General features: G+C 44.7%; 10 protein-coding genes and 1 pseudogene (1 of these 11 running past the window's edge). 1 reads left to right on the top strand and 10 read right to left on the bottom strand.

Going from position 1 to position 12500, the window contains the following annotated elements; all coding sequences use genetic code 11:
* From NKF87_RS00055 to NKF87_RS00040, 4 genes and pseudogenes are all read right to left on the bottom strand, one after another.
* On the bottom strand, positions 1–928 hold the 5' portion of the coding sequence (locus tag NKF87_RS00055) for a BTAD domain-containing putative transcriptional regulator (RefSeq protein ID WP_253583739.1). It extends 266 nt beyond the left edge of the window; the window shows 928 of its 1194 coding nt (coding positions 1–928); it begins with the start codon at positions 926–928; its stop codon lies off the left edge, out of view.
* Positions 929–943: 15 nt separating this feature from the next.
* Entirely contained in the window at positions 944–1654 is a 711-nt protein-coding gene (locus NKF87_RS00050; RefSeq protein ID WP_028087574.1) for a lysophospholipid acyltransferase family protein, read from the bottom strand.
* Positions 1651–2202, bottom strand: coding sequence for a Fe-S-containing hydro-lyase (locus NKF87_RS00045; protein WP_253583737.1), 552 nt, complete (start codon positions 2200–2202; stop codon positions 1651–1653). Before NKF87_RS00045 ends, NKF87_RS00050 begins: the two co-directional genes overlap by 4 nt.
* Positions 2203–2204: 2 nt before the next feature.
* A pseudogene (locus NKF87_RS00040) lies at positions 2205–3046 on the bottom strand (fumarate hydratase).
* Between the two features lie 152 nt (positions 3047–3198).
* Here NKF87_RS00040 and NKF87_RS00035 point away from each other — a divergent pair.
* Positions 3199–3660, top strand: coding sequence for a C-GCAxxG-C-C family (seleno)protein (locus NKF87_RS00035; protein ID WP_044919805.1), 462 nt, complete (start codon positions 3199–3201; stop codon positions 3658–3660).
* A 59-nt stretch (positions 3661–3719) separates the two neighbouring features.
* Here NKF87_RS00035 and gyrA read toward each other — a convergent pair whose 3' ends face one another.
* The 6 genes from gyrA to dnaA all read right to left on the bottom strand — a co-directional run bounded on the left by gyrA (position 3720) and on the right by dnaA (position 12497).
* Positions 3720–6233: a DNA gyrase subunit A gene (gene gyrA / locus NKF87_RS00030; RefSeq protein WP_055284832.1), complete on the bottom strand. Its 2514-nt coding sequence runs from the start codon at positions 6231–6233 to the stop codon at positions 3720–3722.
* 54 nt (positions 6234–6287) lie between these two features.
* Positions 6288–8219: a DNA topoisomerase (ATP-hydrolyzing) subunit B gene (gyrB, locus tag NKF87_RS00025; RefSeq protein WP_117598109.1), complete on the bottom strand. Its 1932-nt coding sequence runs from the start codon at positions 8217–8219 to the stop codon at positions 6288–6290.
* Positions 8220–8230: 11 nt separating this feature from the next.
* A complete protein-coding gene (gene recF, locus NKF87_RS00020) occupies positions 8231–9322 on the bottom strand; it encodes a DNA replication/repair protein RecF (RefSeq protein WP_055284836.1) in 1092 nt (363 codons plus the stop codon).
* Positions 9312–9521 (bottom strand): RNA-binding S4 domain-containing protein, encoded by a 210-nt coding sequence (locus tag NKF87_RS00015; protein WP_028087567.1) that lies wholly within the window; start codon positions 9519–9521, stop codon positions 9312–9314. Before NKF87_RS00015 ends, recF begins: the two co-directional genes overlap by 11 nt.
* Positions 9522–9697: 176 nt before the next feature.
* On the bottom strand, positions 9698–10807 hold the full coding sequence (gene dnaN / locus NKF87_RS00010) for a DNA polymerase III subunit beta (RefSeq protein WP_028087566.1): 1110 nt from the start codon (positions 10805–10807) through the stop codon (positions 9698–9700).
* 304 nt (positions 10808–11111) lie between these two features.
* Positions 11112–12497, bottom strand: coding sequence for a chromosomal replication initiator protein DnaA (gene dnaA / locus NKF87_RS00005; RefSeq protein WP_055284840.1), 1386 nt, complete (start codon positions 12495–12497; stop codon positions 11112–11114).
* Between the last annotated feature and the right edge of the window lie 3 nt (positions 12498–12500).

Below are 12500 nucleotides of genomic sequence, written 5' to 3'. Positions count from 1 at the left end.
CAATGGTACACAGCATAAGATAGATCGACTGTCCGCTCCGTTCCAGCATCCTCACCAGATGATGATAGATTCCGCGGAATGTCGGATAACTGCACAGGTATGCCCCTTTCGGGATTCCTTTTTCTTCCAGATTATGCTGGATGTTGTCCAGTACGTCGTAGGAATGCATCACCTGGTTACCAAGCTGGTTCATGGAATCCAGAAGACGTTTGGACGGTTTTAATCCCCGTTCTTCAAAATATCGTTCTGCCGTATCGGCATACAGATCGGTGGCTTCTTCGTATCTTCCCAGTGCAACCATTGCTTCCATGGTCAATGCTTCCCAATCGGAGAATGGTTCGATATTCGATGCATATACTCCGAGATGTTCGAGCTGTGTATAGTTCTTCTTTTCCCGGTACAGTCCGGCTGCTTCTTCTACACATTCCCGGAACATGTCCTCATACCGTCTTGCTTCAATGGCAACCCAGATCACACTCTGCCGTTTCACAAGGAATTCTCCGGTATAGATCTCGAATATTTTTTCGAGGTCTTTTATCTTTTTATCCGGATTTTTCTCATGTTTTATTCTGTTGTATATCTGGTCAAATTCGGTTGCATCTTCCTGTACTTTAATCTCGTCATTCCAATAGACGACACCGTTTCTGATCTCTATATAGTTTACATCCGGAAGTCCTGCTTTTTCCAGTCTCTTCTTTGCGTTGTAAATGACGCTCTGAAGGGCATGATGTACATTTTCCACTTCCCGTTCCCCGAACAGTTCCTGTTCCAGTCGGTCCCTGCTGACACCTTTTTTCCTTTCATGTATCAGCATCTGCATCATGGAAGCGAACTGTGTCTCTCCTACTTTTCTTCCGAACAGGGATTTTCCGTCATATATCATGGAAAAACTGCCGAATGTCTTAACCTGTAATATTTTTTCTCTCATTTCCCTGTAATCCTTTTATACATTTTCATTGATCGTATGCTGGATTCTCTCTCTTACAATTGCTGCAATCTCTGTTGTCTTCATGTCTTTGTATTCTTCGTAAAGCAGCGGCTCTAAGAAATGTACCTGTACATTGACATGTTCTGTTGTCTTAGAGTCGAACGGCACGAAACAGTTGATCAGTGCTACCGGAATGATCGGACATCTTGCCCTGGTCGCTGCTTTGAAGCTGCCGCCTTTGAAGTCCTGTACCTGATTGCCCTGTCTGGATCTTGTTCCTTCCGGGAAGATCAGAAAGTTTCTTCCGTTCTTCACGTCATTGCTGACATTTACGATCACCTGCAGTGACTGACGCACATCTTCGCGGTCGATCATGTATGCCTTCATGCAGGTGAATACCTGCTTGAGAAATGGTACGTCGGCCACTTCTTTTTTGGCGACTACCGCGAACGGGCGCGGGCATGCTTCCATAATGGCGAGCACGTCGTAGAGTCCCTGGTGATTCGGGTAGAACATGAATCCGTCCTGTTCAGGGATGTTCTCCTGCCCGTGTACCTCGATATGGATATTCCCGGATGTATTTGCCCGGTGATCGATGTATTTTAATAATTTATAGTGTTCTTCTTCCGTATATTTGTCTACGTGTCTGGCATGGTAGCATAACTTGTACCAGTAGACCGGCACGAAGAAAATATTCCGGAGTACCATCAGAAGGATTCTTCTCATATCTTTGCATACTCCTTGATCGCAGTTTCGTACAGGTTATTGCCTTCGCTGTCGATGACTACGATGAGCGGAAGGTTCTCGACCTGTAATTTACGGATGGCTTCGGTTCCGAGGTCTTCGTACGCAATGACTTCTGAGGATTTGATGCATTTGGATAACAGTGCACCGGCTCCTCCGATGGCTGCAAGGTATACGCATCCGTTACGTACCACCGCATCGATCACTGCCTGGCTTCTCTTGCCTTTTCCGATCATGACCGTCTGACCGAGATCCAGCAGACGTGGGGCATACTTGTCCATACGGCTGGCGGTTGTCGGTCCGGCTGATCCGATCGGGCGTCCTTCTCTTGCCGGAGATGGTCCCATGTAGTAGATTGCCTGGTCTTTGATATCGATCGGAAGTGATTCCCCGCGGTCCAGTGCTTCATCCATGCGCTTGTGTGCCGCATCTCTTGCCGTGTAGATGGTTCCTGTGACATATACATAATCTCCTGCGTGAAGAGATCTGGCTGTTTCTTTTGTAATTGGTGCTGTGATATGCTTGTCCATACTTACACCTCCCTGATGATATGACGGTTCACATGGCAGCAGATGTTGACTGCAACCGGCAGTCCTGCGATGTGTGTCGGGTATGTATTGACATTCACTGCAAGAGCTGTGGTCGTTCCTCCAAGTCCGCCCGGTCCGATTCCAAGCTTGTTGATCGTCTCAAGCATCTCTTCTTCCAGGTCTTTTACCCAGGCAGTTCCGGAATGGGATCCGGCTTCTCTTGTAAGGGCTTCTTTTGCCATCAGTGCACATTTTTCAAATGTTCCGCCGATTCCTACTCCGACTACCATCGGCGGACAGGCATTCGGTCCTGCTTCTCTGACTGCTGTAAGGATCGCTTCTTTTACTCCTTCGATCCCGTCGGCTGGTTTTAACATGAATACGCGGCTCATATTCTCGCTGCCGAATCCTTTTGGCGCAACCTTTATCTCTACTTTATCTCCCGGCACGATACTGTAGTGGATCACTGCCGGTGTGTTGTCTTTGGTATTCTCGCGGATGATCGGATCTCCTACGACGGATTTTCTTAAGAATCCTTCTACGTATCCCTGACGGACACCTTCGTTGATGGCATCTTCCAGACTGCCTCCTTCGAAGTGTACGTCCTACCGATCTTCATGAAGATGACGGCCATACCTGTATCCTGGCAGATTGGGATCATGTCTTCTGCAGCGATCTTCAGATTATCCTGCAGCTGATCCAGAATCTGACGGCCCAGTGGTGCTTCTTCTATCTCCAGTGCGTGTTTCATTGCTTTGTCCATGTCATCGGCAAGGAAATGATTCGCCTGGATGCACATGTCTTTTATATTTTCTGTGATTGTATTTACATTGATCGTTCTCATCTATATCCTCCTGGGGACATGGGATTTTTGGGAACCTTCTGTTCCTGCTCAAAAAAACCTGTCCTTTTTTATTTTACCCTGTTCCAAGATGATATACAAGTTTTTTTCGCCGTGGTATAATGGATTTAACACATTTTTCAGGAGGGATTATAATGACAACAAATGTAGATTTAGAGAAACTTCAAAAGGATGCCGTAGACATCTTTAATCAGGGTTTTGCCTGTTCAGAATCTGTCATTTATGCAATCAAGGAGAATTTTGAACTGGACATGTCGGATGATGCGATTGCTATGAGTTCCGGATTCCCATGGGGGCTTGGCGGAGGCGGATGTATCTGTGGTGCACTCGCCGGAGCAACGATGTGTATCGGATATTTCTTCGGACGTAAGACACCTGGTGATCCTAAGATTAACCGCTGTTTCAAGCTTTCGAACGAAATCCACGATTTCTTCAAGGAATACTGTGGTGCAACATGCTGCCGTGTTCTGACAAAAGGCAAAGAGAAGAATTCTCCGGAACGTAAAGCACAGTGTACAGACTTTGTAGCTGCTACTGTGAAGAAGACTGCGGAGATCATTCTTCGTGAACTTGCTGCAGATGAGGCGGAAAAATAAAAATATTTTTTCAAAAAACGAGGCGGAAATTTTTTAATCTTCCGCCTCGTTTTATATCTTTATTCTTCTGTCTCTACGTTCTCTGCATCTTCTGTACTTTCTTCCGGCTCTACCAGATCATCTTCGGATTCATCGCCTCTACGTACTTTTGCGATACAAGCTACTTTATCGCCTTCCGGCAGGTTGATAAGCTTCACTCCGGATGTCACTCTTCCGAGTTCTGAGATTCCGTCACACTTCATACGGATGATGATTCCCTCCGTGTTGATGATCATGATCTCATTGTCCTCATCTACTGCTTTCACACCTACAACGTTACCGGTCTTCTCTGTGATCTTGTAGCACTTCACACCTTTACCGCCGCGGTTCTGGGCTGTGAATTCATCGATGGAAGTACGTTTGCCCATTCCATATTCTGACACGATCAGCAGGTCTGTTCCCTGTGAATCGATCTGCATTCCGATCACTTCATCACTGTCTACCAGGTTCATACCACGGACACCCATGGATGTTCTTCCTGTCGGACGTACATCACTTTCATTGAAGCGGATACACTGTCCATACTTTGTAATCATGAATACATCATGATCGCTGTCTGTATATTTTACCTCGATCAGCTCATCTTCCTCACGGAGTGTGATTGCTGCAAGTCCTGTCTTTCTGACATTTGCATATTCTTTGATCGGGGTCTTCTTGATGAGACCTTTCTTGGTAGCCATCAGCAGATATTCGTCATCGTTATATTTCTCGATTGGAATGACCGCACTGATCTTCTCGCCCGGCATTAACTGTAACAGATTCACGATTGCAGTTCCTCTGGATGTTCTGCTTGCTTCCGGGATCTCGTATGCTTTCATGCGGTATACACGTCCGGTGTTCGTAAAGAACATCAGGTAGTGATGTGTATTGGTCATGAAGAGTTCTTCTACATAATCCTCGTCCAGCTTCTGCATACCTTTGATTCCCTTGCCTCCACGGTTCTGGGCTTTGAATGTATCGTGAGACATTCTCTTGATATATCCAAGCTTTGTCATCGTGATGACAACATCTTCCCTTGGGATCAGGTCTTCCATGGAGATATCGAACTCATCGAATCCGATGGATGTTCTTCTCTCATCTCCGTATTTATCACGGATCACAAGGATCTCTTCTTTGATCACGCCAAGTAATAACTTTCTGTCTGCGAGGATCGCACGTAAATGTTCGATCTGCTCCATCAGTGCTTTATATTCTGCTTCGAGTTTTTCTCTTTCCAGACCTGTCAGGGCACGCAGTCTCATGTCTACGATTGCCTGCGCCTGTACATCTGTCAGTCCGAAACGCTCCATCAATTCTGATTTTGCGATCTGGACAGTCTGTGAACCTCTGATGATCTTGATCACTTCATCGATGTTATCTAATGCGATCAGTAATCCCTGTAAGATATGCGCACGTTCTTCGGCTTTATTTAACTCATACTGTGTACGGCGTGTCACAACTTCTTCCTGATGTCTCAGATAGTAGTTGAGCATCTCCATCAGGTTCATGACCTTCGGCTCGTTGCCGACCAGTGCCAGCATGATCACACCGAATGTGTCCTGAAGCTGTGTATGTTTGTATAACTGGTTCAGGATAACATTTGCATTGGCATCTCTCCTGAGTTCAATGACTACGCGCATTCCTTCACGGCTTGACTGGTCACTTAAGTCTGTGATGCCGTCGATCTTCTTATCACGTACCAGTTCTGCGATCTTCTCGATCAGTCTTGCTTTATTCACCATGTAAGGAAGCTCACTTACGATGATGCGGCTCTTGCCGTTCGGCATCGCCTCGATATCTGTCACCGCACGCACACGGATCTTGCCGCGTCCGGTTCTGTATGCCTCTTCAATTCCTCTGGTTCCAAGGATCATACCTCCGGTCGGGAAGTCCGGTCCTTTGATGATCTTTAAGATCTCTTCGATCGTTGTCTCTTCTTTATCCTCGATCTGGTCATCGATGATCTGTACAACCGCATTGATCACTTCACGCAGGTTGTGCGGCGGGATATTGGTCGCCATACCTACAGCGATACCGGAAGTACCGTTAACCAGAAGGTTCGGGAATCTTGCCGGCAGAACGGTAGGTTCTTTCTCCGTCTCGTCAAAGTTAGGAATAAAATCAACGGTATTTTTATTAATATCCGCCGTTAATTCCATGGAAATCTTACTCAGTCTTGCCTCTGTGTATCGCATGGCGGCAGCACCGTCACCGTCCACAGAACCAAAGTTACCATGTCCGTCTACCAGCGGATATCTGGTAGACCATTCCTGTGCCATATTAACCAATGCGCCATAGATCGAACTGTCACCGTGCGGGTGATATTTACCCATCGTATCACCGACGATACGTGCACACTTTCTGTGCGGCTTGTCGGGACCGTTATTCAGTTCGATCATAGAGTACAGAATTCTTCTCTGTACCGGTTTCAAACCATCTCTTACATCCGGCAGTGCACGGGACGCAATAACACTCATCGCGTAGTCGATATAAGAGGTTTCCATTGTCTGTTTCAGATCCACTTCGTGGACTTTGTCAAATATATTGTCTTCCATCAATCTCTCAGAGATGTAAGTATCTCTGTTCCTCCTTTCTTCTACACGCTGTTATTATACATCCAGGTTCTTGACATATTTTGCATTTTCAACGATGAACTCACGTCTCGGTTCAACTTTGTCACCCATCAGGGTGGTGAATGTAAGGTCCAGTTCACTCGTTGTCTCATCGTCCATCGTTACACGTAAGAGGATACGGTGCTGTGGATCCATGGTGGTATCCCAGAGCTGCTCGGCATCCATCTCTCCCAGACCTTTGTAACGCTGGATCTTATTATTCCCGTCACGTCCGACTTCTTCGATGATCTTGCTTAATTCTTCGTCACTGTATGCATACCATACCTTCTTATTCTTCTCAAGCTTGTAGAGCGGCGGTTGTGCCAGATATACATATCCCTGCTTGATCAGTTCCGGCATGAAACGGTAAATGAATGTCAGAAGCAGTGTACTGATATGTGCACCGTCCACGTCGGCATCGGTCATGATGATGATCTTGTGATAACGCAGCTTGGAAATATCAAAATCCTCATGGATTCCGGTACCAAATGCTGTGATCATCGCCTTGATCTCGGCATTGCCGTAGATCTTATCCAGTCTTGCCTTCTCTACATTCAGGATCTTACCACGAAGCGGAAGGATTGCCTGTGTCGCACGGTCACGTGCAGTCTTCGCAGAACCACCGGCGGAATCTCCCTCTACGATGTAGATCTCACAATTCTCCGGATTCTTGTCAGAACAGTCTGCAAGCTTTCCCGGAAGTGCCATGTTATCAAGTGCTGATTTTCTACGTGTCAGGTCTCTTGCCTTTCTTGCGGCTTCTCTCGCACGCTGGGACATCACAGATTTCTCCACAATGATCTTACCAACGGTCGGATTCTGCTCAAGGAAGATCTCAAGCTGCCTGCTGACCACATTATCAACCGCACCTCTCGCCTCACTGTTACCAAGTTTCTGCTTGGTCTGTCCCTCGAACTGCGGGTCTTCGATCTTGACACTGATGATCGCTGTCAGACCTTCACGGATATCTTCACCGCTTAAATTCGGCTCATTTTCACGCAGAAGCTTATTCTTTCTTGCATAGTCATTAAATGTCTTTGTGATTGCATTACGGAATCCGACAACGTGTGTTCCGCCTTCCGGAGTCGTAATGTTATTGACAAATCCATACGTATTATCGCTGTAAGAATCGTTGTGCTGCATAGCCACTTCTACAGACACATTATTAACCATGCCTTCACAGTAAATGATCTGCTCATAAAGTGGTGTCGCACTCCGGTTCAGGTAAGAAACGAATTCTTTGATCCCGCCCTCGTAGTGGAATGTTCTTTCTTTTGGTTCTTCCTCACGTTCATCACTGAGCACGATCTTCAGACCTTTTGTCAGGAAGGCCATCTCACGGAATCTCTGTTTCAGGACATTAAAATCAAAGATCGTTGTCTCGAAAATGGTATCGTCCGGCAGGAATGTGACTTTTGTACCTGATTTTCCTTCTTCACATTCTCCGATCACTGCCAGTTTCTCCGTAACTTTTCCACGTTCATAACGCTGCTGGTAGATCTTTCCATCATGGAAGATCTCTACTTCCAGCCAGTTGGAGAGCGCATTTACAACAGATGCTCCAACACCGTGAAGTCCTCCGGATACCTTGTATCCTCCACCGCCGAACTTTCCTCCCGCATGCAGTACGGTAAATACGACTTCTACCGCAGGAAGCCCTGCTTTGTGGTTGATACCAACCGGAATTCCACGTCCATTATCGATAACGGTCACCGAATTGTCTTTATTGATTGTTACATAAATCGTATCACAGAAGCCTGCCAGAGCTTCATCTACGGCATTATCGACAATCTCGTATACAAGGTGATGCAAACCTCTGGAAGATGTACTTCCAATGTACATACCAGGACGTTTGCGGACTGCCTCAAGACCTTCCAATATCTGAATTTCATCTGCGCCGTATTCATGCTGTACTTTTTCTGTACCCATTCTCAGTCCTCCTAGTTTTCTTTCGTTACCTGTCCGTTTTGGACATGGAACACTTTGTTTATTGAAAAGCGGTGATTTACAAAATCCTCAACTCCTGTACAGGTGATCAGGGTCTGTATATCATGTATGCTGTCTAACAGATAGTTTTGCCTGTGTTTATCAAGTTCAGACAATACATCGTCAAGTAAAAGTATCGGTGTGTCATGCGTTGCCAGCCTGACCAGTTCAATCTCCGATAACTTCAAAGACAGGGCAGCCGTTCTCTGCTGTCCCTGGGAGCCATATCTGCGAATATCCATATCGCCGGTCAGAAATCCGATGTCATCTCTGTGTGGTCCCACCGTTGTGCTCTTCATTCTGAGATCTCTGTCACGATACCGTTTCAGTGCCTGTTCAAACGGCAGATCCCCCGTACTTGGCTCATATATGATCTGCAGGCTTTCTTTGCCGCCGGTCAGCTTCTGATGGATCTTCGCAATGATCTCATTGATCTGTGCGACAAATTCTTTCCTTCTGGCGATCAGCCTCTCCCCATATTGTACCATCTGCATCTCCCATATTTCCAGTGTATCTGAAAGTTCTTTCTTACCGCCGAAACTTAACTCTTTCAGCAGACGGTTTCGCTGGTTCACGATACGGTTATAGTTCGACAGGTTATTCAGGTACACCTTATCGAGCTGCGAAAGTTCCAGATCGATAAATCTACGTCTCTCTGCAGGTCCGTTCTTGATGATATTGAGGTCTTCCGGCGAGAAGAATACAAGATTTACGATCCCGAAAAGTTCACTTGCTTTCCGGATCGGCATCTTGTTTATCGCAATCCCTTTCGGGCTGTTCTTCTTCAGGTGCATGTCGATCTGATAACTGATACCATTCTTCTCCACCACAGTCTCAATGTGGGATTCATCCTCACCGAACCGTATCATGTCCCTGTCTTTCGACCCGCGGTGGGATTTGGTCGTTCCGGACAGATACACCGCCTCCAGAATATTCGTCTTCCCCTGCGCATTGTTCCCGTAAAAAATATTCGTAGAACCGTCAAACTCCACATTCAGAAGATCATAATTTCTAAAATTCTTTAATTTCAGGGAATTAACCTTCAATTCTGATCTCTTCTCCGTCAAATAATACGATATCGCCGCCATATAACTTACGTCCGCGGCGTGTATCTGTCTCGCCATTTACCATGACCAGACCTTCCTGTATCACTTCTTTTGCTTCTACTCCGGATTCCACCATTCCCGCAGCTTTTAAAGCCTGTCCAAGCTTGATATATTCACCTCGTAATATAATTGTCTCCATACGTCTTGTATCCTCTCCCGGATATGCATTTCTTTGTATTTTTATGCATATTTTTCTTCTTTTAGCCGTTGTTTTATTATACTCATCGCTATATACTTTTGCAAGCATTCCTGCATTTTATCTTGTTTTTTTATTTCGTACCCGAAAAGGCTCTCTTCAGGTCTTCCTGGACAGTCCTATGCTGCGGAGTTAAAGTTGACCGGAAGGATCAGGTAGACATAACTTTCCGCATCATCCTTGATAAAGCAAGGTGCTTTTGCATTCATCAGATAGATCGTCACTTCCTCATCATCGATAACACGGAGTGCATCGATCAGGAATTTCGGATTGAATCCGATCAGCAGATCTTTTCCTTCTTTCGTGATCATGATCTCTTCATTCATGGATCCGATCTGGGATTTGATTTTTAATTCCATCAGTTCATCGCCGATGTTGATGATGATCGGTTTTTTATCGCCTTCTTTTACCAAAAGTGTTGCACGGTCGATACAGCTGAGCAGTTCTTTTTTGTTAATTCTTACTTTTGTCTCGTAATCACTGGATAACATCTGATCGATTCTGAAGTATTCACCTTCGATCAGGCGGGATACCACGATGGTATTATCAAATTCGAACACGATATGGTTCTTTGTATATGAAATCGATACCACATTCTCAGCTTCTCCCGAAAGGATCTTACTGATCTCAATCAGGGTTTTTCCCGGTACAACCAGTTTTCTGTCCGCAACACTTTTCTTCAGCGGAACCTTACGGATGGAAATTCTGTGTCCGTCAAGCGAAACAACTTTCAGAATATTGTCACTGATATCAAACAATTCACCGGTCATAAGCTTGTTGCTCTCGCTGTCAGAGATTGAGAAAATAGTCTGACGAATGACTTCTTTCAATGTGAATTGAGAGATTTCGATAGAATCTTCTTTTTCGATAATCGGTAAGTAGGCAAATTCATCACCAGGTTTGCCGGCAATATCAAACTTTGCTTTTTCACAGGTGATCACGGTCTGAAGATTATCTAACGTTTCGATCGTTACTTCATTATCCGGAAGTTTTCGAACGATTTCTGAAAAAATTTTCGCATCGATTGCGATCATACCACGATCGATGATGTCTCCGGAGATTTCTGTCATGATACCAAGTTCCATATCATTAGCTGTTAATTTGATAATATCTGTTGTTGCATCGATTAAGATACATTCAAGGATTGGCATTGTTGTTTTAGAAGGAACTGCTTTGGAAACAATACTGACACCTTTGACCAGATTAGATTTACTGCAGGTAATTTTCATGTGTGTATAACTCCTTTCGCACGTGTGTAATGGATAAATAAATAAAATAGTTTCCGCCTCAGCCGTCTTAGGGGATGTGGAAAAGAGGAAAAGTGCCTCCAGCCCACTGTTTGCAAGGAAAATCGGCTTTGAAAACTCTGTGGAATCTGACTGGATTATGTGTGGAACTGTTGTTGAAAACTTTTTCGTTTCTAAAGACAGTTGCAGAAATCCTGTGGTTTTCCCAAGGCTATCCCATAGTTATCCACATATGATAATTAGATTTTCCACATAGTTATTCACAGCTGAAAACAGCAAAATAAGGCTAAGCCGGGTTGATCTTCTTCTTTATGATATTAATAGTGTTAGAAAGAGTCTCGTCCGCCTGTAATTCGTTCTCGATTTTTTCGATTCCATGTTTGATGGTAGAATGATCTTTTCCCCCAAGGATGACACCGACTGCTTTTAATGAAGTTTCTGTCATATTACGGATCAGATACATGGCAATCTGGCGCGGAAAGACGATCTCGGCGTTACGTTTGCCGCCTTTGAGGTCGGCAATAGACACACCAAAATGATCGGAAACGATATCCAGGATCAGTTCCGGTGTAACTTCTCTCTTATTATCCGAAGAAATGATGTCTTTTAATGCTTCTGCTGCGAGCGCAATATCGATGGATTCGTTATTGTTCAGCTTATAAAGTGCGATCAGCTTATTAAGAGAGCCTTCAAGTTCTCGGATATTTGTCTTAACGTTCGTTGCGATATACTCGAGTACATCATTCGGAATGTTATATTTTTCCAAATGATCCAGTTCGATCTTCTTCTGAAGAATCGCCATACGGGTTTCATAGTTAGGTGATGAAATATCAGCGATCAGACCCCACTCAAAGCGCGTACGAAGTCTGGCCTCCAAAGTCTCAATATCTTTCGGCGGCTTATCAGACGATATGATGATCTGCTTTCCGGAAGTATGCAGATGGTTAAATGTATGGAAGAACTCTTCCTGTGTACTTTCTTTTCCTATAATGAACTGGATATCATCAATCAAAAGTACATCATTATTACGGTATTTATCGCGGAATTTCGACATTGCGGACTCGTTTCCGGCGGTTTTACCGTTCTTCAGAGCTTCGATCAGCTCATTTGTAAATGTCTCACTGGTTACATAGAGTACTTTTTTCTTTGGATTCTTGTCCAGAATAAAATGCGCGATCGAGTGCATCAAATGGGTCTTTCCAAGTCCAACACCTCCATATAAGAAGAGAGGATTGTATACTTCTCCCGGAGATTCGGCAACAGCAAGGGAAGCTGCGTGGGCGAAATTATTATTCCCGCCGACAACGAAGGTATCAAATGTATACTTCGGATTCAGCCCGGCTTTCTCCGCAGCACTTTTGCTTTTTTTCTTCTGATTCGCTTCAATGGCCATATTCTGGATCTCATTCAGTCTGTCATCATCTTCCGAAATGAAGACAACGTCATATTCAGTTCCGGTAGTCTCCGCAATGCATACCTTTAATGGAAGCTGATATTTTTTCTCTATATATTCTACACTCGCATTCATATTTACCAATATAAATACGGTATTGTCTACAACATCGTAGACCTTCAACGGTTGTATCCATGTATTGAATGATACATTGGATAACTCGTGTTCTACCCTGAGATGTTCGATAATTTCAGGCCATTTTTCCTTTACTGTATTCATCAT

The sequence above is a fragment of the Dorea longicatena genome (genome assembly GCF_024168045.1).
In the GTDB taxonomy this organism is placed as follows: domain Bacteria; phylum Bacillota; class Clostridia; order Lachnospirales; family Lachnospiraceae; genus Dorea_A.
This window is presented reverse-complemented; position numbering and strand designations above follow the sequence as displayed.

Bases quoted from the DNA above. Each gene is read 5' to 3' on its own strand.
- NKF87_RS00050 (WP_028087574.1), bottom strand. From the start codon at position 1,654: ATGAGAAGAATCCTTCTGATGGTACTCCGGAATATTTTCTTCGTGCCG.
- NKF87_RS00045 (WP_253583737.1), bottom strand. From the start codon at position 2,202: ATGGACAAGCATATCACAGCACCAATTACAAAAGAAACAGCCAGATCT.
- NKF87_RS00035 (WP_044919805.1), top strand. From the start codon at position 3,199: ATGACAACAAATGTAGATTTAGAGAAACTTCAAAAGGATGCCGTAGAC.
- gyrA (WP_055284832.1), bottom strand. From the start codon at position 6,233: ATGGAAGACAATATATTTGACAAAGTCCACGAAGTGGATCTGAAACAG.
- gyrB (WP_117598109.1), bottom strand. From the start codon at position 8,219: ATGGGTACAGAAAAAGTACAGCATGAATACGGCGCAGATGAAATTCAG.
- NKF87_RS00015 (WP_028087567.1), bottom strand. From the start codon at position 9,521: ATGGAGACAATTATATTACGAGGTGAATATATCAAGCTTGGACAGGCT.
- dnaN (WP_028087566.1), bottom strand. From the start codon at position 10,807: ATGAAAATTACCTGCAGTAAATCTAATCTGGTCAAAGGTGTCAGTATT.
- dnaA (WP_055284840.1), bottom strand. From the start codon at position 12,497: ATGAATACAGTAAAGGAAAAATGGCCTGAAATTATCGAACATCTCAGG.